21 protein-coding genes are annotated in these 21,606 nt (G+C 48.3%); 7 read left to right on the top strand and 14 right to left on the bottom strand.

Features of this window, described 5'->3' with window-relative positions:
• Positions 1 to 23: 23 nt before the first annotated feature.
• The 5 genes from nusA to CD05_RS17005 form a co-directional block, all read right to left on the bottom strand.
• The gene (gene nusA / locus CD05_RS0101500) at positions 24 to 1,154 is read right to left on the bottom strand and encodes a transcription termination factor NusA (protein ID WP_028508999.1); all 1,131 of its coding nucleotides are present in this window, start codon (positions 1,152 to 1,154) and stop codon (positions 24 to 26) included.
• Between the two features lie 41 nt (positions 1,155 to 1,195).
• Positions 1,196 to 1,687: a ribosome assembly cofactor RimP gene (locus tag CD05_RS0101495; protein ID WP_028508998.1), complete on the bottom strand. Its 492-nt coding sequence runs from the start codon at positions 1,685 to 1,687 to the stop codon at positions 1,196 to 1,198.
• A 209-nt stretch (positions 1,688 to 1,896) separates the two neighbouring features.
• Positions 1,897 to 2,334, bottom strand: a complete 438-nt coding sequence (locus tag CD05_RS17010) for a hypothetical protein (RefSeq protein WP_242841217.1) — start codon at positions 2,332 to 2,334, stop codon at positions 1,897 to 1,899.
• 30 nt (positions 2,335 to 2,364) lie between these two features.
• Positions 2,365 to 3,324 (bottom strand): hypothetical protein, encoded by a 960-nt coding sequence (locus CD05_RS0101485; RefSeq protein ID WP_028508997.1) that lies wholly within the window; start codon positions 3,322 to 3,324, stop codon positions 2,365 to 2,367.
• 97 nt (positions 3,325 to 3,421) lie between these two features.
• Complete coding sequence (locus CD05_RS17005) at positions 3,422 to 3,994, bottom strand: SLOG family protein (protein WP_051588756.1); 573 nt, start codon at positions 3,992 to 3,994, stop codon at positions 3,422 to 3,424.
• Between the two features lie 329 nt (positions 3,995 to 4,323).
• Here CD05_RS17005 and alr point away from each other — a divergent pair, with 329 nt between their 5' ends.
• The 6 genes from alr to CD05_RS17000 all read left to right on the top strand — a co-directional run bounded on the left by alr (position 4,324) and on the right by CD05_RS17000 (position 11,784).
• The gene (alr, locus tag CD05_RS0101475; protein WP_028508996.1) at positions 4,324 to 5,481 is read left to right on the top strand and encodes an alanine racemase; all 1,158 of its coding nucleotides are present in this window, start codon (positions 4,324 to 4,326) and stop codon (positions 5,479 to 5,481) included.
• A 160-nt stretch (positions 5,482 to 5,641) separates the two neighbouring features.
• Positions 5,642 to 6,400 carry a zinc ribbon domain-containing protein gene (locus tag CD05_RS0101470; protein WP_028508995.1) on the top strand — a complete coding sequence of 253 codons (759 nt, stop codon included), beginning with the start codon at positions 5,642 to 5,644 and terminating at the stop codon, positions 6,398 to 6,400.
• Positions 6,401 to 6,476: 76 nt separating this feature from the next.
• Positions 6,477 to 7,040, top strand: coding sequence for a hypothetical protein (locus tag CD05_RS0101465; protein ID WP_028508994.1), 564 nt, complete (start codon positions 6,477 to 6,479; stop codon positions 7,038 to 7,040).
• Positions 7,041 to 7,064: 24 nt separating this feature from the next.
• Positions 7,065 to 7,703: a zinc ribbon domain-containing protein gene (locus tag CD05_RS0101460; RefSeq protein ID WP_028508993.1), complete on the top strand. Its 639-nt coding sequence runs from the start codon at positions 7,065 to 7,067 to the stop codon at positions 7,701 to 7,703.
• Positions 7,704 to 8,047: 344 nt separating this feature from the next.
• Positions 8,048 to 9,160 carry an MFS transporter gene (locus tag CD05_RS0101455; protein WP_242841216.1) on the top strand — a complete coding sequence of 371 codons (1,113 nt, stop codon included), beginning with the start codon at positions 8,048 to 8,050 and terminating at the stop codon, positions 9,158 to 9,160.
• Between the two features lie 167 nt (positions 9,161 to 9,327).
• Positions 9,328 to 11,784 (top strand): EAL domain-containing protein, encoded by a 2,457-nt coding sequence (locus tag CD05_RS17000; protein ID WP_051588754.1) that lies wholly within the window; start codon positions 9,328 to 9,330, stop codon positions 11,782 to 11,784.
• Positions 11,785 to 11,822: 38 nt separating this feature from the next.
• Here CD05_RS17000 and CD05_RS0101445 read toward each other — a convergent pair whose 3' ends face one another.
• From CD05_RS0101445 to CD05_RS16990, 7 genes are all read right to left on the bottom strand, one after another.
• Positions 11,823 to 12,731, bottom strand: coding sequence for an FAD-dependent oxidoreductase (locus CD05_RS0101445; protein WP_028508991.1), 909 nt, complete (start codon positions 12,729 to 12,731; stop codon positions 11,823 to 11,825).
• 8 nt (positions 12,732 to 12,739) lie between these two features.
• Positions 12,740 to 13,048 (bottom strand): thioredoxin, encoded by a 309-nt coding sequence (gene trxA, locus CD05_RS0101440; protein ID WP_028508990.1) that lies wholly within the window; start codon positions 13,046 to 13,048, stop codon positions 12,740 to 12,742.
• Between the two features lie 202 nt (positions 13,049 to 13,250).
• Positions 13,251 to 13,775, bottom strand: a complete 525-nt coding sequence (locus CD05_RS19355) for a type II secretion system protein (protein ID WP_051588753.1) — start codon at positions 13,773 to 13,775, stop codon at positions 13,251 to 13,253.
• Positions 13,776 to 14,698: 923 nt separating this feature from the next.
• The gene (locus CD05_RS0101425) at positions 14,699 to 16,075 is read right to left on the bottom strand and encodes a WG repeat-containing protein (RefSeq protein WP_028508989.1); all 1,377 of its coding nucleotides are present in this window, start codon (positions 16,073 to 16,075) and stop codon (positions 14,699 to 14,701) included.
• A 13-nt stretch (positions 16,076 to 16,088) separates the two neighbouring features.
• Positions 16,089 to 16,436: a glutaredoxin domain-containing protein gene (locus CD05_RS0101420; protein WP_028508988.1), complete on the bottom strand. Its 348-nt coding sequence runs from the start codon at positions 16,434 to 16,436 to the stop codon at positions 16,089 to 16,091.
• Positions 16,436 to 16,894 carry a D-aminoacyl-tRNA deacylase gene (dtd, locus tag CD05_RS0101415; protein WP_028508987.1) on the bottom strand — a complete coding sequence of 153 codons (459 nt, stop codon included), beginning with the start codon at positions 16,892 to 16,894 and terminating at the stop codon, positions 16,436 to 16,438. Before dtd ends, CD05_RS0101420 begins: the two co-directional genes overlap by 1 nt.
• Positions 16,894 to 17,754: an aldose 1-epimerase family protein gene (locus CD05_RS16990; RefSeq protein WP_037322734.1), complete on the bottom strand. Its 861-nt coding sequence runs from the start codon at positions 17,752 to 17,754 to the stop codon at positions 16,894 to 16,896. Before CD05_RS16990 ends, dtd begins: the two co-directional genes overlap by 1 nt.
• A 180-nt stretch (positions 17,755 to 17,934) precedes the next feature.
• On the opposite strand from CD05_RS16990, the gene CD05_RS0101405 reads away from it, so the two are divergent.
• On the top strand, positions 17,935 to 18,264 hold the full coding sequence (locus tag CD05_RS0101405) for a hypothetical protein (RefSeq protein ID WP_156947255.1): 330 nt from the start codon (positions 17,935 to 17,937) through the stop codon (positions 18,262 to 18,264).
• 78 nt (positions 18,265 to 18,342) lie between these two features.
• On the opposite strand, the gene CD05_RS19350 is transcribed toward CD05_RS0101405, so the two are convergent.
• Both CD05_RS19350 and CD05_RS0101395 read right to left on the bottom strand, forming a co-directional pair.
• Positions 18,343 to 20,826, bottom strand: coding sequence for a HAMP domain-containing sensor histidine kinase (locus CD05_RS19350; RefSeq protein ID WP_051588752.1), 2,484 nt, complete (start codon positions 20,824 to 20,826; stop codon positions 18,343 to 18,345).
• Positions 20,801 to 21,505, bottom strand: coding sequence for a response regulator transcription factor (locus tag CD05_RS0101395; RefSeq protein WP_028508985.1), 705 nt, complete (start codon positions 21,503 to 21,505; stop codon positions 20,801 to 20,803). Before CD05_RS0101395 ends, CD05_RS19350 begins: the two co-directional genes overlap by 26 nt.
• Positions 21,506 to 21,606 lie beyond the last annotated feature (101 nt).

Raw genomic sequence — 21,606 nt, 5'->3', positions numbered from 1 at the left:
ACTCCTCAGATTCAGATACGGGCTTACTCCTCGTCCTCCTCCGGCTCCTCGTCAGTCACCTTTTCCTCACGGGGCTTCATATCCGCAAGGTCAGGCTCCTCGGGAACTATATCTATCTTATAGCCCGTAAGAAGGTTAGCAAGCTTAGCATTCTGTCCCTTATTGCCTATAGCAAGCGAGAGCTGCCTGTTGGGGACTGTTACTCTGCAAGCCTTTACCTCGGGGTCATCATCAAGTATCTCTACCTTTGTGACCTCTGCGGGGGCAAGTGCCATTGCGATGAATTCCTCATCGTTCTCGCTGTAGCCGATGATGTCTATCTTCTCGCCCTTGAGCTCGTTTACTACATTCTGTATCCTCGAACGTCTCGGGCCTATGCAGGCACCTACTGCATCTACGTTCGGGTCATTGCTCCATACTGCCATCTTCGAGCGTGAGCCGGCTACTCTTGATATAGCCTTTATCTCAACTGTTCCGTCATATATCTCAGGAACCTCAAGCTCGAAAAGTCTCTTTACAAGGTCCTTGTGTGTTCTTGATATCTTTACGGTAAATCTCTTGTCAGGGTCGGAAACGCCGACTACATATACCTTTATGATATCGCCCGGGCGAAGCACCTCGCCGGGTATCTGCTCTCTGCGTGAGAGGAATATCTCATTTCTGTTGTTTGCATCGTTCTTGTCGATAACGAGTATAGCATTGAGTGTCTCAGGCTCGACCTTCTCGACTGTTGCCGAGATACACTCCTTGGCCTTGTCGGAATACTGAGCTATCAGTCTTTCCTTTTCAATTCTCTTGATGTCGTTTCTTATCGACTGCTTTGCAGCCATAGCAGCAACTCTGCCGAATTTAGCGGAGTTGAGCTTTATCTCGACCGTGCCGCCCACTCTTGCACGCTTGCTTATCGTCAGCGCCTCGTCAAGAGATATCTGGTTTGCAGGATCCTCAGGCTCACCCTCGACCACTTCCTTAAGTATCTTCATCTCAAACTTGCCTGCTGCCGGGTCGATAGTCACATTGATATTCTCACTGCCGGGATAATCCTTCTTTATTGCCATTATAATACCGGCCTGTATCTTTTCGATAAGCACCTCGGCATCAATGTGGTTATCCGTTTCGAGTGTTGACAGAGCGTCAAAAAAATCGTTGTTCATTTTTCCAAATTCCTCCTAATTGATTATATCTTTATCACCCGTCAGAACAGGTCATTGTCGTCATACAGTTTTATATAAGCGCAGTCGCTTATCTTTATCTCTATAGGGTCGAGCACATTGCCGTCATCGTCAGTCTCATGGCCGTATATCTTTTCCTTGTCATACGAATCAAGCCCGACTATGAATTCCTTTCTTCCGTCCGCCGCAGGGCGTATGAGCTTGACTTTGAGCGCATCGCCTATGCAGGCTTCAAAATGCTCAGGGCGCCTGAGTTCTCTGCCGAGCCCCGGCGAGCCGACTTCGAGCACATACTGCTCCTTTATCGGGTCAGCCTCATCGAGCGCCTTGCTCAGCGGCCTTGTGACATTCTCGCAGTCTTCTATCGAGATGCCGTCGTCGCTGTCGATAAACACACGAAGGTAAAAGCTCGAGCCTTCCTTTTCATACCTTACGTCCCACAAAAACAGCCCCAGCTCGTCGCATATCGGCTGTGCGAGCTCTCTGACAAGAGCTGCCGTATTCTTCTTTTCCATTGAATTCCCCATTTCTCTCCGGCGGCACATGACTTAAGCACCGCAAAAATAACCCATACAAAATCAAAAGACCGGAAGTCAAGTTCCAGCCTTTCTACTAAAGATATCATAAATATTATACCACAACTGCCCGGCATTTGCAAGCGAATAATCGTATTTTTCAAGCTGGTTTTTGAATTTTTATTTAACGCAAAGTAAACATTCTTATATCAGCTTGTTTTTTCCGGTTTTTCCTCCGCCTTATCTGCCTCGCCTGCCTGCTTGTCAGGCTCGGGCTTTGCCTCGGCCTCGGGCTTGTCCCCCGGCTTTTTCCTGCCCTTCTTGGTGCCCTCTACGAAATCGAGAGGTATGGTAAAGAGGATACCGGTGTTCGGCTTTGAAAGGTCGCCGACCGTCTTATAGACGACTTTTCTGACTGTGTCGAGCTGGTCGTCTCTTATTACCGAGAATATCGTGCGGTTATCCTCGTCGCCGCTGAAAAGGCTCCTGATAGATGCCGAGAGCACGCTGCTCTCAAGCCTTGACAGTGTCATTGCCATACCGGAGGATTCGATTATGGTAGCACCGCCGACACCGACCGAGGAGAGCCCCTCGAGCAGTGATTCGAGCGCATCTATTCTGTTAAGGATTATTACCATCAGCTTCATAACGTGCCTCCTGTAGGGCGAGTATTCTTATCAGCGCTTTTCGCTGCTGTCGTCTTTCTTCTTTGCCATTACCTCAGGGGTGAACTGCTTTTCCAGCTCATCCTTGAAGGACTGATCGACAACGAACTGCGATTCGTCATCATTCCATGTGCCTGTAGGTGTTAAGCTCATTGCAGGCGATACGCCCCTGCCGAGCATCTCTATGAGCACTGTCTTCATCTTTCTGAAATCATCGTCCGTATAGTTTGTGTCGGATTTCTTCTTGGCGAAGTTATAGATGATGTCTATATCGCCCTTTGTCGAATCCGGCAGTGCGAATGCACTTGCTATCATAGTCTCGAAAGCAGATGCCATGAACCTGACATTGCCCTGCCTGCCCTCTGAGAACACAGGGTAGGTCATAACGAGCCTTATCTGCCTGCCCATAAGGTTGAGCGTGCTGCCCTTCTTTATGGTGACATCGTTCTTTTCGGTGTCCTTGTCGCCCGAGAGGTAATACAGATCCTCCTGTGCTGTGTAGGTATATCCGCCGAACTGGTCGCATATGCTGTCAAACGAGCCGTTGCTCACTGTCATATAGTAAGGTATCTCAACACCTAAGCATCTGCCGACTGCCGCTGCGAGCTGGTGCATATCGCCGCCGTCAAGCGTCTGCTTGAGCGTCTTGCCGGTAGTCTCATCGAGCATATACGGCGTAACAGGCACGATATAGATCTTATCCTTTGTGGGGTCGAGCCTGTAGACGAGCATATCGTGCAGCACGTTCTTTGAATTTATCCTTGCAAAGAGTATCGTCGTGCAGTCGTCTGAGGTATAGCCCTCATACGTCTCGGAGTCATTCTTTCCGAAAGAGAGAATATCAAACTTCTGGAAGACGGATATCACCAGTGCGCCCACAACTACAAGGCAGGCACAAAGTGCTGCAAAGTATACCAGCGCTATCGGCGCCTGAGATCTTTTCTTTTTCTTCTTGGTTGTTTTTTTGGACATTTTATATAGTATTCCCCTTTCTGGCGGTATCAGTAAAAAAAATTTCAAACAGACCGTTCAAGGCTTGAAATTTTATGAAAAAAGTTGTAAAATATAATCATGAATAAAACTGCGGGTTCTTGTCAAGGTCTATGGCCCGGATATCGAGCCCCTGAGTCTTTGCATAATTCATAGTCTGAAAAGTGCCTGAGCCCTTTAATGAGGGCTTATATACTGCGAGCAGGCAGGAGGAGTTATCCACCATGAACCTGTTGCGTTCCTTGTAGCATTCCTTGTGATAGCCTTCGGCAAGGATGACCGACCTGTAGCTGCTCTGCTCTATCATGGAATAGATATATTTATCTCTCGGGCTGCGCATCTCAGACATCTGGCCGAGATAAGGTATAGCGCAGATGAGCTTTGCCCCCGGGCAGGAGGTGCTTGCGAGCCTTACCACGGCTTCGGCGCAGATAAGGTCAACACCGTTCGCCATGCCGGATATGAAATACCTGATGCCCTTTTCCTGAATGAGCTTGTATATCTCCATTTCAAGGGTGCTTTCAAGGCGCTTCATGCCTGCATTGTCCCTGTCGCCCTCGCCGGGCAGCTTGATGCTGCGGTGTCCGGAAAAGCAGCAGGTCCTGCTGATATCGAGGTCTGAAAGAGTGAGTGTCGGAAAAACATCATTCATCTTAGATACACCTCCAGCGACAAGCACAAAAACTGCATACAATGTTATTATATCACATTTTTTTATTCATTTCAATAGCAAATCTCCCAAAAAAGCACTTTTTTGCCGCAGATATTTGCGGCAATAAAGGCAACACCGCACGAAGATTGTGCGCAAATTGCGCAGTCAGCTTTTTCGTCAGATTGCACAGATTTTCCGAAGGAATACTACCGTATTTCAAGGAAAAAATGTGTAATATGACGGAAAAGATGCAAGTAAGTTGCGTACAAAGCCTTCAGGCGGTCTTTGTGCGGTATTGCCTAAAATAAATCGAAAAGAGTGAAAGCAAAATGGATTATTTAAAACGCTGCGAAGCAGTCATCGACCTTGATGCTGTGAGCCGCAACTTAGAAAACTACCGGACATACTTAAAAGAAGGCACAGAGCTGATGTGTGTCGTGAAGGCTTCATGCTACGGCCACTGTGACAGGGCGATAGTTCCCTACCTACAGCAAAAGCACGGGATAAGATACTTTGCCGTGTCAAACATCACCGAGGCGATAAGGCTGCGTGACTGCGGCATAAAGGGTGATATACTCATTCTCGGCTACACCTGCCCCGACGAAGCCAAGAACCTTGCAAAGTACGATATAATACAGGCGCTCACCGAATACTCCTACGCCAGGGCACTTGATGAAAAGTCCGGCGGCAAAAAGATAAGGTGCCACTGTGCCATAGACACCGGCATGACAAGGATAGGCGTTCGTGGCAGTGTGAGCGAATGTGCTGACGAGATAGAAAAGATAAGTGGGCTTGAGAATATAGCCTTGGAGGGCGTGTTCACACACTTCGCCGTTGCCGACTCGGACGGTGAGGACAACTATGCATACTCTGATATGCAGCAGCAGAAGATACTCGATGTCACCGAGGAGCTTAAAAAGCGTGGGCTGACACTTAAGCACTCGCACTTTATGAACTCGGCGGCAGGCGTATACAGAAACGACCCACGCAGCAGTCTCGCAAGGCTCGGTATCATCCTCTACGGGCTGATGCCTAACACCGCAAAGCCGGTGCCGTTTGAGCTTGCACCTGTAATGACGCTCAGAGCAACGATATCCATGATAAAGACAGTCGAGCCCGGAACTCAGGTCAGCTACGGCAGGACATACACGGCAGACAAGCCTACACGCCTTGCAACGATAACCTGCGGCTATGCAGACGGCTATCCGAGAGCTCTGTCAAACAAGGGCTATGTGCTCATAAACGGCAAAAAAGCCCCCATAACCGGCAGGGTGTGCATGGACCAGTTCATGTGCGATGTGACAGATATAGAAGACGCTCAGGTGGGCGGCTATGCGATACTTATCGGCAAAAGCGGCAGCGAGCAGATAACAGCCGATGATATCGCCGATATGACGGGGACTATCGGCTACGAGATAGTGTGCGGCATATCGTCAAGAGTGCCGAGAGTGATTATGAGCAATAATGCTGAAATTGCAGTGTTCTGAGAGACTTATTTGCTTAAAATCGCTAAAATTTGATTTGGGCATAGCCAAAAAACGTAAAACCTATTGACAAAAGCATTTTTATATTATATTATTATAAATGTAGTAATATTTATAACAAAGCAAAGCTTTGAATACTATTGATTATATGGAGGAAAACAATATGGCTAAATTCTGTACATCATGCGGCGCACAGCTCGATGATAACGCTACATTCTGCACATCCTGCGGCGCACAGTTAGGTTCTGCTCCTTCGGCTGCTCCTCAGGGCGGTGCTGCTCCTCAGGGCAACGCAGGCGCTTCTTTCCAGAACGCTGCTGCTCAGGCAGGCGGTGCTGTAAAGGAAGGCTTCAACAAGGCTAAGGAATCCCTTTCGATGGAGAACATCAAGAACCTTAAGACTAACCCCAACAAGACTACTCTTATAGTTCTCGGCGGTATTGTTATCGTGGCTATAATAGTTATAATCGTTCTTTTCAACCTCATCTTCGCTCACCCCTACAAGGGCGCTATCGACAACTACTTCAAGGCTATCACAAAGGGCGACGGTGATCTTTACAAGAAGACTGTTCCTGAGTGCAGGATCGAGTATCTTGAGGATAACGATGATGATTTCGATGCTGATGATTACTTCAGCGATCTCGCAGAGGATATGCAGGATTCTCTTGAAGACGATTACGGCGACGGTGCTAAGATCACTTATGACATCAAGAAGGAAAAGAAGCTCTCTGACAAGAAGGTCGACGATATCGAGGACGACCTTAAGGACAGATACGATGCTAAGGGCGTAAGCGTAACAGCTGCTTACGAAGTTAAGATCAAGGCTAAGATCAAGGGCGATGATGATGAGGATACAAAGACTCTCACATTTACTTGCGCTAAGGTAGACGGTCAGTGGTGCATAGTTGACACTGAGATCTGATCTTAAAGACCAAATAGTTTAAAAGGATAAAACGGACGGGTGTGATTCCCGTCTGTTTTTGAATAACAAGAGTATTATGAAAAAGCAAAACAGAGCGATCTGCTTATCGGCTGCATTGGCACTTGTGATGATGCTGTCGGGCTGCGGCAAGGAAAAAGAGCAGTCGGTAAACTATGAGCAGCCCGTAAGAACACTTGCACAGACCATGCAGGCATATGACGAAAGAGGATATCTTGATTGCTTCACGGCGGCAGCAAAACAGGAATTTCAAAGCCGGAAGGATTATAATGAGGATTTTATCCAGCTTCTTTACCCCGAATCTTCAAGCGGCCAGAAGCTCACCGTATCAATAGTGAGCCATAAGGAGCTTGACAGCAAGGAGATAGAGGCGCTTGAAAAGGACTATGTGAAGAACTTCTCACGCAGGATAAAGATAACCAAGGCCGAAAGGCTGGAAGTTCACTTCAAGCTGTATCAGAAAAACCTCAAACGCTCAGACACCAAGGAGCTGATCGTTGTAAGAGTCAACAACACATGGTATATCTACGGCAGCGTGCTGGACGATTTCGACTTTATCTCGGAAGAGGGCATTTTCTCTGAGATAGTCAGAACTGCATCAGGCAAAAATGAAAGTGACTAATAGTTTAAGAAAGGACAGATAGTTATGGCTATTATTTGTAAAAACTGCGGCGCAGAGCTCCAGGACGGAACAAAATTCTGCGGCGGCTGCGGCGCTAAGGTAGAAGAAGCTCCTGCTGCGGCAGCACCTGTTTTCTGCCCGAGCTGCGGAAAAGAGCTCTCACCTACTGCTAAATTCTGCAACGGCTGCGGCACAAGAGTTGCAGCAGCACCGGCTCCTGCACCGGCACCTGTTCCGATGCCTGCTCCCGAGCCTGTAATAGAGCAGACTCAGCCTGTGTTTGAGCAGCCTAAGCCTGCATTCACAGAGCCTCCGATACAGCAGCCTGCGTTCAACCCCAACCCCGTTCCCCAGGCAGCATATGACCAGAACCCCATACCTAACGGTGTGCCGATACAGGGTGCTGAGAAGAAGGGCAGCATGGTAGCCCCGATAATCCTTATAATACTTATTCTTGCAGTTATCGCTGTGGATATATTCGTGCTTTTCCCCGACAAGATATTCGGCTCGAAGGACGATGATGATGAAAGCAGCAGCAGCAAGTCCTCAAAGTCTGACGACGATGAAGACGATGACGAAGATGAAGACGATGAAGATGACGACGATGACGATGCTGAGGAAAATGTAGCTTACGTTCTCGACGGCAGAGTTATCCTTAAGTAATTTCTTTAAGGCAACACCGCACGAAGATTGTGCGCAAATTGCGCAGTCAGCTTTTTCGTCAGATTGCACAGATTTTCCGAAGGAATACTACCGTATTTCAAGGAAAAAATGTGTAATATGACGGAAAAGATGCAAGTAAGTTGCGTACAAAGCCTTCAGGCGGTCTTTGTGCGGTGTTGCCTTAGAAACAGAACAATGTATCCAGTACCGGGTTGTTGCGAAATTCGCAACAGCTCGGTATTTGTGTGAAAGAGCTTTTTTAATATGGTGATATAATGGAAAATATCAATAATACTCGAAAAAATAGCAAAAAGCTGACTGCAATTTTGTTTTGCTGTCTTGTAATGCTGATAACAGCCGGGTCGGACGCTCTGCGAGGGGTGTTTTTGCCGCAGTTTCGCAGCAGCTTCTCGCTTTCCGAGCCGCAGGCAGGGCGCATAATCATGATAAGCTACATAGGCAACCTGCTTTTCCTCTCAGTCGGCGGCACGCTCTCTGACAGAATGCCGAGAAAGCGCTTTATCGGCGGCGTGCTGTGTATATGGACTGCGGCGCTGACTATGTATGTGCTCACCGAGAATTACTATGTGCTGCTTGTCTGCATGATATTCTCAATGGGCGGCTCAACTATGATATCCACCTCTGTCAATGTCGTAACACCGCTGATGTTTGCTTCCCCTGCTATGTATGTGAGCATATTCAACTTCCTTCAGGGCATCGGCATCACGGCTTCGCAGAATATCGGCGGTCGGTTCGCTGACAGCTTAAAGGGCTGGCACGGCGCTAATGCTATCATAGTCGCTCTTGCAGTTATCAGCTTTGCACTGCTTATGACCCTTAAGCTCCCCGACCCCGAGCAAAAGCAGCAAAAGCCCGACCCTGCAGCGATACTCAAAACACCTCAGAGCGTGCTGCTCATACTCATATGCGGCGGGTATTTCATATCCGAGCACGGCTTGCAGAACTGGCTTACCTCTTACGGCGGCGAGCATCTTGGGCTAACGGTCAGCAAATCGGCTATGTATCTTTCGATGTTCTACGGCTGCATGACCGTCGGCAGGCTGATACTTGCCCCCTTTATCGAGAAGATAGGCATTTTCCGCTGCCTTATCATCACATCGTCAGTCGGCGCTGTGCTCTACACGGCAGGCATCATTCTCGGCAGGCAGGGGCTTATTCTGCTCGGCATATCGGGTGCGGCTTACTCGGTGCTATATCCGCTGCTCGTAATGCTCATCGGCAGCTTTTTTGACCCCTCCTGCGCCGGCACTGCAACAGGCTTCATTCTCAGCATAGCAACGCTTTTTGACATAGGCTTCAACGCATTTTTCGGCTCGCTGGTCGAGGGTGTCGGCTACGGCAAAGCGATATTCGTGCTGCCTGTGGCGTCGGCAGTTATGGCGGCACTGCTTATTATCCTTAAAAAAACCGTCAAAAAGTCTGCTGAGATAAGATAAATCATTGAACATTTGACTTTTTTGCTTTTTTGTGAATTTTACACAATACCACTATCCAAAATGACGAAAATTAATCTATTACATTGCCAATAATTATTTAATGTGGTATAATATATTTGGGTATTTGTACCCGTTTGCAGCAATAAAAGGATTTGGCGGTGCAAGATATGGAAGCAGAGAAAAGAACAGAAAGCCTGTACAGTATTGAATACGGCGTGCTTCATATAGACCTTGAAAATTTCAGGACTATCAAGTGCGACGAGGGTTTTTGCGCCCTTTCGGGGTATTCATCTGAGGAGATCGAGGGCGGTCTGCCTGTTGATGCTTTGTGCGACAGCGATACAGCAGCGGCTGTCAAGGCTCTTGCGGCTCAGGGAAACAGCGGAAGCGATGTCATGTGCTTTGAGCATTACATGAGCCCCAAAAACGGCGAGAGTGTTGCTGTGACTGATTTTGTATGTGTAAACAGAGAGGGTGAAAGCAGAAAAGCTATCCTCTATGTCAACAAGCCGAAGGGTGCGCTTATCAGAAATCTTGATATATATGAGATAACCTCGCTCAAGGTGTTTGATACTATTATCTCCGGTATACCGGGGGCTGTTGCCATATACGAATCAGACGGAGAGACCGTAAAGGTATTCAAGGCATCAGACAACTACTACAAGAAGCTCGGATACAAGGACGTGGACGAGTACAACAAGATACTGGGCAACAGCTTCTCAAAGGACGCATACAAGGGAATGTTCGGCAAAATGGATGAATGCGTGTCTGAGAACAAGACAGTTTCGGGGGAATTCTGTGTTCCCTGCCCTGACGGCGTAAAGCGCTGGTTCGACGCAAGAATGAAGCCCTTTACACAGAAGGACAACAAGCAGTATTTCTTCGTTATAATGACAGACATCACAAAGTCGAAGGAGCAGGAGGAGGAGATAAAGCGCCAGAACAGGCGTTTTGAGATAATCGCTCAGTCCACCAACGATATATACTACGACTATGACATAATACACGACACATTCTATCTGCCGAACAACGACAACTATATCAGCAGATATGACAATGTGGTGGAAAACTTCTTTTCACAAAAGAAATTCTCGCGCTTTTTGAAGGAGGAGGATATCCCCGAAATCGAGCAGAAGATAGAGCAGGCAAGAACGACGCTCATGTCAGGCTCTGTCGAATACAGAACGATAGCGTTCGATGATGACTACACATGGTATAAGATGAGCTACACCACCGTCGCAGATAAAGACGGCAAGATCACCAATGTGTACGGCCGTATATCATCTATCGAGACAGAGCAGATGCTCAAGCGCCGCATCGACTCTGATAAAAAGCTCATCGAGAGGCTCACCGAGCGTGACTACATAACCGGCCTTTACAACAGGCACACCTTCAAGGAGAAGGCGCAGAAATATATCGAAAACATAAACGACAAGCGCTGCTATGCGATAGTTTACTCGGATATAAACGACTTTTCCTATGTCAACGAGAACTTCGGATACGACGCCGGAAACAGTATGCTCAACGACTTTGCAAACGTGATAACCGGCAGCGAGGCAACGGTATTTGCCTGCCGTATCTACTCAGACTTTTATACAGGGCTTTATGTTGCTGAGTCGAGAGACAAGCTGATAAAAGAGATAAATGCCCGAAACCAGGCGTTTGCCGAGCTCCAGAAGATACACTACCCGGCAAGCGACATAAACATTTCAAGCGGAATGTATTTCATCACCGACAAGAGCATAGACATAACCATAGCAATGGACAATGCAAACCTTGCAAGGCGAAGTGTCAAGGGCTCGGACGATGTGCTTTGCGGAATATACAGCGAGCGTATGAGAAAGGAACGTCTGCGTGACCAGTCGATAGCGAGCGAGGTAAAGAACGCTATGGATCAGGGCATGATAGAGCTTTTCCTACAGCCGAAATTTGACCTTGTGACAAGGCAGATAATCGGTGCCGAGGCTCTGGCACGCTGGAGAAACCAAGACGGCAGCTACAAGATGCCGTATGAGTTCATACCCGTGCTTGAAAGGGTCGGGCTTATAATCGAGTTCGATTTCTATATGTACGAGCAGGTGCTCAAAGCATATGTCAAGTGGAAAAACGAGGGCAGGAGGCTTGTTCCGATAAGCGTCAACTTCTCACGGGTACATTCGAGCAAGGAGAATTTCGTAAACAGGGTAAACGACCTTGCCGACAAATACGGCGTTGACAAGAGCCTTATCGAGGTCGAGATAACTGAGAGCGCCTTTGTCGAAGACGTGAACATCATGATAAGATACATGAGCAAGCTGCGTGAATACGGCTTCAAGATAGACATTGACGACTTCGGCATTGGCTATTCATCGCTGAGCGTGCTGCTCAATGCGCCTGTTGACATCGTCAAGGTAGACAAGGTGTTCATCGACAACATCGCCACCAACCTGCTCGAACGTGAATACGTCAAGCAGATATGCAGGCTCATCGCCACGACCCACAAGGAGGTCTTGTTCGAGGGCGTTGAGACTGAGGAGCAGGCGAATTTCCTCAGCGACATAGGCTACAAAATGGCTCAGGGCTGGCTTTTTGACAAGGCTATCCCGGTAAGCGAGTTTGAGGAAAAGTACATCGCACTTGAATAACGGCATACTAAAAAGGACTGCATGACGCAGTCCTTTTTTCATTCTATAGTTCTCAGATAGCTGCAAGCTGCGAGGGCGGCTGTGGTGCCGTCGGCGGCTGCTGTGGTGAGCTGGCGTATCTTCTTTGCACGGCAGTCACCTGCTACAAATATTCCGGGTGTAACGGTCAGGCAGCTCTCATCAGAGCAAAAATACCCCTTATCATCGAGCTTTGCGACATCGGCGTAGCCTGAATTGTCAGGCGCATTGCCCACTGCCACGAAAAGCCCCTGCACATCGAGAGTCCTGACACCGTCCTGTGATGTGACTTCAATACCCGAGAGCCTGCCTCCCTCGTCAATGAGCTTAGTGACACGGCTGCCAAGCATCAGCTCGACATTTGACTTCTGCGAGAGCCTGTCAGCATCAACGCCCTGCACGCCAAGCTCGCTGCCCTTGTAGACAACATACACCTTCTCGCAGATGTCGGCCAAAAACAGCGCATCGAGCACGGCTGTTCTCTCGCCGCCTGCCACAACGACGCTCTTGCCCCGGAAAAACATTCCGTCGCAGGTCGCACAGTAGGAAACGCCCTTGCCTGTAAGGGCTTTTTCATTTTCAAGGCCGAGGGGACGGTTTTTAGCACCGGTAGCAAGGATAACGGCCTTTGCCTGATATTCACCGCTGTCGGTCGTCACCGTCTTGACACTTCCGCCGTCGGCAACACGGATGACACGCTCAAGCCTTATCTCAGCACCGAGAGCCGTCGCCTGGTCATAGAGCGTCTGCGCAAACTCAAATCCCGAAACAGACTTAAGCCCCGGATAATTCTCAACCTTTGCCGCCTTGATTATCTGGCCGCCGTAGCTGCCTGCCTCAAAGACAAGCGCCTTTCTGCCGGCACGCTGCGCATAGATAGCCGCCGTGAGCCCTGCCGGCCCTGCACCAACGATTATGATATCAAACATAGCTCACCTCACTTAACAAGGCCGAGGATCTGCGCTTTTGGTATAACGCCGAGCGACTGATTGACAAGCTGCCCTCCCTTGAATGCGAGGAGCGTGGGTATAGAGCTTATCTGGAACTGTGCAGCCAGCTCCATTTGCTCATCGACATTGACCGAGCAGACCTTGATGCCGGGCTCAGTTTCAGATATTTCCTCGATAACGGGCGAGAGCATTCTGCAGGGGCCGCACCACGAAGCCCAGAAATCAACGATGACCGGCTTGTCAGACTTTAATACCTCTGCCTCGAAATTTGCCTTTGTTACAACTGTTGCTGCCATAGTTACCATTCCTTTCTATTTTATGAGATTATGTTTTATCAAATCTATATTTATATTATACAGTACAAACAAGTATTTGTCAAGGGGGTTTACGAAAAGTTAATATTATTATATCCCGGCGGTCTGAAAATACGCAAAAGAAAAAGGACTGCCGAAGCAGTCCTTTTAAAGATTTGATTTGGTTGACTAAAGGTTTTACTGATTACTTAAGATTAGCGTCATCGTTAGCCTTTGTTGTCTTGCTCATGTTAGCACCTGTAGCGCTGTCAACACCGTTAGAGCACTTGTCATCAGCCTCTGCAGGATAAGAACCTACATACTTATCAGCACCTGTCTTACCAGCATAGCAGCACTCGGGAGCACCGTCAACAAATTTTACGATCCAAGAAATGTCATCACCGGAACCGAGGTTGTCCTTAACACCCTGCTCAAGGTCTGCAGAGTAAGGGCCACCAGCAACTGTAGCTGTTGTAACACCGCTCTTTGTGCCGAGGAAGCAAGTACCAGACTTGGCAGAATCATCGATAGGATAACCAGCTGTCTCCTGCTTTGTAGCTACTGTAGCTGCAGATGTGTAAACCTGCTTAGCGTTAGCGTTAGCTGTAGAGATCTTGGAATCCTTTACATAACCCATAAGGGAAGGTACGAGGATTGCAGCGAGTACGCCGATGATTGCGATAACAACGATCAGCTCAACGAGTGTAAAACCTTTGTTTGACTTCTTCATAAGAAATCCCTCCATAATATAAATTATTTTTTAAGCAGCCTGTGTATAGGGGCACATGCTTGCTTTTGTGATCTCGGGTAAAGCCCTTTGCTTTCCCTTTCACTATAGACAGTATAGCACCTTTCATCAGGTTTGTCAATAGGTTTTTCGCAAGTTTTATAATTTTGTACAATGTGCTCAGTTTGAATGTGTGTGTTTAGTGAAAATGAACATCATATTAATAGATGATAGCCTGTCTATTATTACGAAATCGTTTAAAATCGGGCATTTACAAGTATATGCGGTTTAGCTAATAAATTATTTGTTAAAACATTGAAGTTCTCAGCGGTGTTTCTTTTATGTCATATTTCTGATATAAATGCTGTATTGTATGTATACAATCACAGCGGTTTTCGCAGGTGTTTTCGTGGCTTTTGCGGAATGTGACAGATGTGTGAAAACGCAATGATCTTCAGTTTGACAAGTGTGAATTTATGTGCTATAATACATTCAATGCCAAAAGGCAGACTGAGCCGGAAGGCGAGGGGCTAAGCAAAGCAGAAACGGCGGTTCTCCCGAAAGGGAGGTGTGCGTGATGAGCTATGTGACATATTCAGATCTTTTTCTGTTTGTTAACACTATCATAGGTATTATAAATGTGATAGCAGTTCTGATCGTCCTCTTCAAGATAAACAAGAAGAGATAAGCAAGTACTTAATGTAGACCTGAAAAAGGCAACAAAAAAAGGAAAGCACCGCCAACTCCTGAAATGATGGCGGTGTTTTCTAATCACTAAATCACAAAGGAGAACTGCCGATCAACCTGAGGGCGTTACCAGCGTCCCTCGGGGGCTTAGTTCTCATTTACTGCTATAATTATAGCACATTATTATAAAAATGTCAAGTATAAAAACCGCTGCTATGTGTAAGCAGCGGTTTTGTTATTTACTGTTCCGCACCCTGCTCTGCCGGCTGCTCGGCCGGAGGGTCGGTCGCAGGAGGGTCAGTGGCAGGAGGGTCTGTCGCAGGTGCCTCGGTCTGCGGAGGCTCGGTCTCGGTGGGTGCCGGGGGCTCAGTCTCTGTAGGTGCAGGCGTCTCGGTCTCGGTAGGAGCCGGGGGCTCTGTTTCCTTGGTCTTTTTGGTCTTTTTGGTCTTCTTGGTCTTCTCGGTCTCTGTGGTCGTTTCGGCGGCCGTTGTAGTCGTCGTCGCCCATGTGCCGGTGTACTTGGTAGTCTCGACCTTCTTGGTGGTCGTCGTGGTCGTCGTGGTGATAACGAGCGACTCGTCTATCTCGCCTATCTGCACAACGCCCCACTTGCCGTCCTTTCTTACCCACGCAAGGCCGTTGAGCACAGGTCTTGCCTGCTCGAACTCGCCGGGGGTAACGATGACCTCGCCCTTCTTATTATAGTAGCCGAAGCGGCTGTTTACCGATACTGCGATATACTTTCCTGCGAAAAGATACGGGTGTAAGCCCTCTGATACCTGAAGGTCGCTCGCAAGTGACGACTGGGGTATGGCATCGCAGATGAAGTCTATTATCTGCTCGCCCTTGCCGTTTACATAGCCCCACTTGCCGTCCTTGCAAAGTGCGATACAGGTCGAGCCTGTTCCTTTATATATAGGAAGATACGCATCGTCATATTCATATTCGGTCAGCAGCTCATTGTTCTGGCAGAGAGCGAACCTCTCATCTGTTATCTCGACTTCAAACTTATCGTTGCCCTTGTCGGTGGCGTTTATGCTCTGAACAGCGACCATTTTCTTGCCGTTATAGGGCTTTGCGAACTTATCCTTGTAGTTCTGGTAGTAGCACTGATGCTTTGCGTCGTCGTAGAAGAAGAACCTGTCCTTTATCGCTCTGTCAGTGCCGACGTGGGTGATATAGCCCGACTCGTCGATAGCGCAGTATTCAGTACCCTCAGATGTCACACGGGAAAGGGTCATTTTGCCGTCATAGTCGATATAGTAGCCGGAATACTCAGGCTTTACCATTATAACGCCGTTGTAGTCGATAAAGCCGTACATACCGTCACGCTTAAGTATAGCAACACGCATATAGGCATTGTTCTCGATGCCCTCGGTGTTGACCTGTGCGCCGTCGGGGGCTATGATATTCTCGGCCTCTATGGTCGGTGAGAGCACCCACTCATAGCTTGTCGAGCGCCCGCTCGTTCCGCCGCCCGTGTCCTCCGTCTGCGAGGAATTATTTATCTCATCGAGCAGCGAGGGGTGCTTTGAGCTTGAATCGCTCTCGCCGCACGCTGCAAGCAGTGCTGAGCTCATCACTGCCGCAATCAGAAAACAAATCGGTCTTTTCATTTTATTCTCCAATCTATCCCTTTATCCATTTTTCCCACACATCGGGGGCAAATCCCACAGCCGCCTCTTTGCCGTTTCGCACGACAGGCGTTTTCATAAGCGTGCCGTCTTCGAGCAGCTTTTCCTTTTTCGCCTCATCGTCTGCGAGATACTTTATAAGCGTGGCAGTCTGCGACTTGTTGTTTTCATCAATGACCTTGTCAAGGCCGCCGACAGCCTTTATAACGCTTTCAAGCTCGCCGCGGCTCATAGGCTTCTGCTTAAGGTCTATATACTGGAACTTAATGCCCCTCTCCTTGAAAAAGCGCTGTGCCTTCTTGGTGTCGAAGCATTTATTCTTTCCGAATAACTGTATATTCATCAGATGATCTTACCTTCCTTACATTCGAGCATAACAGTGAACGGGCCGTCGTTTTGCAGGGTGACTTTCATATCAGCCCCGAAAACTCCCCTGCCGACCTTACATTCTGCAAGCTCTGCGCACTTATCGCAGAAATACTCATAAAGCCTGTTTGCTTCTTCGGGCGGCATTGCATCAGTAAAGCTCGGCCTGTTGCCCTTGCGGCAGTCAGCACACAGGGTGAACTGCGACACGCAGAGTATATCTCCTCCCACATCTTTTATCGAGAGGTTTATCTTATCGTTCTCATCAGAAAAGATACGCAGGGTGGATATCTTTGCAGCGAGCCTGTCAGCGTCCTCCTCGGTATCGCCCACAGCGGCGCCGAAAAGTATGAGATAGCCCTTGCCTGTCTCGCCGACCGTCTCACCGCCGACCTTTACATCCGCATAGTTTACACGCTGTATGACGGCCTTCATCACTTCACCTCTATATAGTAGCGGTAGTCAAACTTACCGCCTGCTGCGAGCTTTACAGCGTGGGGCTTTTTCTCGATGTCCTCAAACTCGTCGTCAGCATATACAGGCACGCTCGTCCAGGGCTCAAGGCAGACAAATCTCGCCTCATCGTTGCCGGTAGACGACCACACAGCTATGCACTCGCTCTCCGGGAAGCGCAGAGTCACGCTCCTGCTGCCCTTGTCTGACATAAGGGTTATGCTCTTGGAATTCGGCTTATCCTTCATGATAACATCGTGGTCAAAGAGCGCACGGGTGAGCTTATAGCCCTGGGCGTTATCAATAACAGTCCTCTCACCGCCGGTGAGCAGCGGCTGGATTATCGTTTCAGTCTTTTCATATCTTATCTCATAATCATCAAACGAAAGCCCTTCTTCAAGCGGACAGTTGAAAGCCGGGTGGCCGCCGAGGTAGAAATACATATCTCCCTTGCCGGTATTCTTTACAGAATTAAGCACCTCGACGCTGTCGCCGTCTACAGTAAAGCTGACAGTCAGCTCGAAATCATAGGGGTATACCTTAAGCGTTTCCTCATCTGATGTGAGGACAAAGCTCAGGCTGTTATCAGTCTGCTCTTTGAGCGCAAACTCCTTATCCCTTGCAAAGCCGTGGTTTGTGGGCATGGTGTATTCGACACCGTTTGCCTTATATTTCTTGCCCTTGGGCGAGCAGATGAACGGGAACAGTATCGGTGCATATCTTTTCCAGGCATCGCCTGCCTGCCAGATATACTCCACACCGTCCTTTTTCACCGAGCAAAGCTCAGCGCCCGAGGTGTTTGCAGATATTTCAAGTGAAGCTGTTTTTACTGTTGCTTTCATACTTACTATCTCCCTTGCATAATTATCCAATCATAACTATTATACAATGCTTTATTTTATTTTTCAATAGTTTATCTGCAAATGTTTTCAATTTGTAATGATTTTCAAAAGGCAAATATCCCAAAGCCTGTGCTATACTATGCATATGCTTACAAATGTATGCAAATGCATTTATTTGCAATGCAAACCTATGCTGATAAGGATAAGGATAAAGATAATGATAAAGATAATGATAATGTTAAGGAAGAAGACAAGGATAATGAAAAAGAAAAGGACAAGGAAAAGGACATACTGTCTTCTTCGTCCTTGTCTTCGTCGTCTTCTGACAGCAAAAAGGCACCTTTGTCAGAATACCGACTGACCCAAGTGCCTTTAACTATACTGCGTTATCCTGCTAAGGCAACACCGCACGAAGATTGTGCGCAAATTGCGCAGTCAGCTTTTTCGTCAGATCGCACAGATTTTCCGAAGGAATACTACCGTATTTCAAGGAAAAAATGTGTAATATGACGGAAAAGATGCAAGTAAGTTGCGTACAAAGCCTTCAGGCGGTCTTTGTGCGGTGTTGCCTTAAATACGAGAACTTCATCACTGGTCGTAAAGCGTATCAAACTCAGCTATCGCCTTGAACACATCGCCGTCAAGCTCTATGCGGAAAGCTCCTCCGCAGGCTTCGGTGAAGGTCTTGGCAATAGACAGCCCAAGACCGCTGCCGCCGTCAGTACGGGATTTATCGCCCCTTGTAAAGCGCTCGGTTATCTCCTCGGCGGTAAACTGCATCTCCTCAGCGGCGGTGTTCTTGAATATTGCCTGTGCCCTGCGCTCTGATACACTAAGCTCGATATACACCCTTGTCCCTCTGAGCGAGTATTTCAGCGCATTGTCAAGAAGGTTTTGCAGCACCCTTGACAGCTTGTCGCCGTCACCCATGATAAACACAGCCTCGTCCGGCACAGTCGTCTTGACTGCAAAGCCGCTCTGCTCGATGATATCCTGATTGCTGGCTATTGTCTGGTTTATGAGCATCGCAAGGTCAAGGCGCTCGTGCTTTATCTCTGCACCGCTTGCTGCCTTTGCAAGAGTGAACACGTCATTCACTATAGCTTTGAGCTTTTCGGATTTCTGAGAGAGTATCTTCACATAGTCTCTTGCTTCGTCGCTCATCTCCTCCTTTGAGAGAAGGTAGGTATAGCTGATTATCGACGTGAGCGGAGTTTTCAGGTCGTGCGAGACATTAGTAACCAGCTCGACCTTTGTGCGCTCGCTCCTTACCATTTCCTGAGCCTGGAACTTTATCCTCTCATCGAGCTTGTCAAGCCCCATGAACGGCTCATAGAAAGGCGAGGTGGGCTGCGGTTTATCGCCCTCGTACTTTTCGCCGCTGCTGATAGTTTCAAGCTTTTTGCAAAGCAGCTCGGAATTGTGGAAATAGTCAAGGCTTGTGAGCACATACCATACAAAGTACACTGCATACACAGTTAAGAACACAAACACCACCGACATATCATCAGGCGACCAGCCGCCGTCAAGATATATCACAGCAGGCAGCAGTATCGCAAAGCCCGTGAGCACTGCGAAGATGATGCTCCTGACAAAGACCCGCTTGCTGACGCTGAGCTTGTGGTAGGAGGTGCGCATAAGTCTGCGGCTGCTCCTCTCATACACATCAGATAAGCCCTTAGAAACGAAGCCTATCAGCTTAACGAGCAGCGAGGTCGAGAAAAACGTCCTTGTTTTGAGCTTTCTGAGCATCACGAGCACGCTGCCGAAGCCTATTATCCAAAGCAGCAGTGTACCGAGCGCAAACGAGCTGAAAAACACGATATCCTTGCGGTCGAGCGCCAACTTTATCTCACCGCTGAGCGAGTCAAAAAGCGCACCCTCGCCGGCAAGCGCTGCTATTGCCGAGAACAGGAAAACCTCGGCCGAGAACCTCTTATCAAGCCAGTATGATGCCACAAACCTGCCCGTGTCACGGTCATAGCCGCAGCGCACCATAAGAAGAATGACTATCACAAACAGCACTGCCCCCACAGGCATAAGGCTTATAACAAGCCCCTTTGAGAGCGACACCTGCTCGTCCTTATCAAGCGCACCTGCTGCCTTGTCGGTGTATGGCTTAAGGCCTAATGCCACCTTTATGCCGCTGTCATCGAGCTTTTTCAGCGTCTTGTCAGCTATCAGCTCGTCGAGCTTTTCGTTATACTTATATCTCACACCGCCCTTGTAATAAGGGTAGTCACCGCTGCTGTCTGCTGACGGCAGCTCCTCGTTTTCAAACACTGTCGTGTCATATGCGTATTTATAGTAGCTGAAAATATGCGCCTTGTAATCCTCATCATAATAGGCCGAACCAAGAGGAAGATAAGGCTCTGCTGCCTTTAAGTCGCCGCTCTCATAGTCGGTGCGGCCTACACGCTGCTTGTTGACACCGCCCGAGTAGGTCTTGTCGCCGAGCCTTAGATAGTAAGCATCATCGCTGCCGAGCTTTTTTACTATCTCGTCATAGCCGGAATTTGCCGACAGGCCTTCGATATTTGTCATATATCTGCCGCCGTATGACACAAAGTATTCAAACCTGTCATCAACGCCCGCAAGCCTTGTAAAGCCCTCGCCTTCGTCAAGAAACACCTTGTCCGTTACCGCCCGTATCTCATTGCTCACAGAGCTCAGGTAATCAAACGGCATATCGTCATATCTGAGCACCTGCGACGACACTATACACAGGCTGCTGTAGAGGTTTTCTATCTCGTCTGCACCCACACGGTGCTCTGCCTTATCGCTGTAGGTCTCGTTTATCTGCTTGTCGCCCATGACGGCCGCTTCGATATCCCACGCATATTCGATACAGGAAAGCGCCATTACCGCCGTGAGCCCGTATGCCACCAAAAACGCCGACAGTATAAACATCAGCATCCTTATCCACCTTGCACGCAGCTTATAGGCGACCGTCCCCTTTGCAGGAGGAGGTAAAAAGCCCTCTTTATCATCAGGCGGAGCTGTCACCTCCAGGCTGTCTGAGATCATCTCATCCGTTTTGTTGTCTTCATCTTTTTTCAATTTTGTATCCAACGCCCCACACCACCTTCAAGTATCTCGGCTCCTTAGGGTCTATCTCTATTTTCTCCCTTATGTGCCGAATGTGTACCATTACGGTGTTTTCCACCGCATATGCATCTTCACGCCATACACGCTGATATATCTCCTCTGCCGAGAACACCCTGCCTGCGTTTTCCATGAGCAGTTCGAGTATCTTATACTCAGTAGCGGTCAGCGTGCTTTTTCTGCCGTCTGCGGTGATGCTCTTTGTCTCCTTGTCAAGCTCCAGGCCGCCGACGGTTATGACGCTTTTCGCAGGAGAAGATGCAGCCGCCGAACCGAGAGTGAGATATCTTCTCAAATTGGCCTTTACTCTCGCTATCAGCTCAAGGGGGTTATAGGGTTTGGTTATGTAATCGTCAGCCCCCATGGAAAGCCCGAGTATCTTGTCGGTGTCCTCGCTCTTTGCAGAGAGCACTATGACCGGGATATTGTTGTTCTGCCTTATGCGCATAAGAGCCGAAAGGCCGTCGAGCCTGGGCATCATAACATCTATCACCAGCAGGTCAACCTGTCGGGTGGCTATGACATCGAGTGCTTCGAGCCCGTCGTATGCTTTGAGCACCGATATGCCCTCATCATTGAGCAGCCTGGCTATCGCCGACACTATATCCCTGTCATCGTCCACTACAAGAACCGTTTGCTTATCCATTTGCTTCACTTCTCCTTTGAATATATAATAGCACACTTTTCTTAAGAAGGTGCGGAGATTTTTCTTAAATATTTCTTAAGGTAAAACCACTTTTCTATTTT

Origin of the sequence: Ruminococcus sp. NK3A76 (genome assembly GCF_000686125.1) — a bacterium.
Taxonomy (GTDB): Bacteria; Bacillota; Clostridia; order Oscillospirales; family Ruminococcaceae; genus NK3A76.
This window is presented reverse-complemented; position numbering and strand designations above follow the sequence as displayed.

Bases quoted from the DNA above. Each gene is read 5' to 3' on its own strand.
- CD05_RS16990 (WP_037322734.1), bottom strand. From the start codon at position 17,754: ATGAAAGCAACAGTAAAAACAGCTTCACTTGAAATATCTGCAAACACC.
- CD05_RS0101395 (WP_028508985.1), bottom strand. From the start codon at position 21,505: ATGGATAAGCAAACGGTTCTTGTAGTGGACGATGACAGGGATATAGTG.
- alr (WP_028508996.1), top strand. From the start codon at position 4,324: ATGGATTATTTAAAACGCTGCGAAGCAGTCATCGACCTTGATGCTGTG.
- CD05_RS17010 (WP_242841217.1), bottom strand. From the start codon at position 2,334: ATGAAGCTGATGGTAATAATCCTTAACAGAATAGATGCGCTCGAATCA.
- CD05_RS17000 (WP_051588754.1), top strand. From the start codon at position 9,328: ATGGAAGCAGAGAAAAGAACAGAAAGCCTGTACAGTATTGAATACGGC.
- CD05_RS0101420 (WP_028508988.1), bottom strand. From the start codon at position 16,436: ATGAATATACAGTTATTCGGAAAGAATAAATGCTTCGACACCAAGAAG.
- CD05_RS0101405 (WP_156947255.1), top strand. From the start codon at position 17,935: ATGCAAACCTATGCTGATAAGGATAAGGATAAAGATAATGATAAAGAT.
- CD05_RS19355 (WP_051588753.1), bottom strand. From the start codon at position 13,775: ATGAAGAAGTCAAACAAAGGTTTTACACTCGTTGAGCTGATCGTTGTT.
- CD05_RS0101470 (WP_028508995.1), top strand. From the start codon at position 5,642: ATGGCTAAATTCTGTACATCATGCGGCGCACAGCTCGATGATAACGCT.
- CD05_RS0101495 (WP_028508998.1), bottom strand. From the start codon at position 1,687: ATGGAAAAGAAGAATACGGCAGCTCTTGTCAGAGAGCTCGCACAGCCG.
- CD05_RS0101460 (WP_028508993.1), top strand. From the start codon at position 7,065: ATGGCTATTATTTGTAAAAACTGCGGCGCAGAGCTCCAGGACGGAACA.
- CD05_RS0101455 (WP_242841216.1), top strand. From the start codon at position 8,048: ATGCTGATAACAGCCGGGTCGGACGCTCTGCGAGGGGTGTTTTTGCCG.
- CD05_RS17005 (WP_051588756.1), bottom strand. From the start codon at position 3,994: ATGAATGATGTTTTTCCGACACTCACTCTTTCAGACCTCGATATCAGC.
- CD05_RS0101425 (WP_028508989.1), bottom strand. From the start codon at position 16,075: ATGAAAAGACCGATTTGTTTTCTGATTGCGGCAGTGATGAGCTCAGCA.
- trxA (WP_028508990.1), bottom strand. From the start codon at position 13,048: ATGGCAGCAACAGTTGTAACAAAGGCAAATTTCGAGGCAGAGGTATTA.
- nusA (WP_028508999.1), bottom strand. From the start codon at position 1,154: ATGAACAACGATTTTTTTGACGCTCTGTCAACACTCGAAACGGATAAC.
- CD05_RS0101465 (WP_028508994.1), top strand. From the start codon at position 6,477: ATGAAAAAGCAAAACAGAGCGATCTGCTTATCGGCTGCATTGGCACTT.
- dtd (WP_028508987.1), bottom strand. From the start codon at position 16,894: ATGAAGGCCGTCATACAGCGTGTAAACTATGCGGATGTAAAGGTCGGC.
- CD05_RS0101445 (WP_028508991.1), bottom strand. From the start codon at position 12,731: ATGTTTGATATCATAATCGTTGGTGCAGGGCCGGCAGGGCTCACGGCG.
- CD05_RS0101485 (WP_028508997.1), bottom strand. From the start codon at position 3,324: ATGTCCAAAAAAACAACCAAGAAGAAAAAGAAAAGATCTCAGGCGCCG.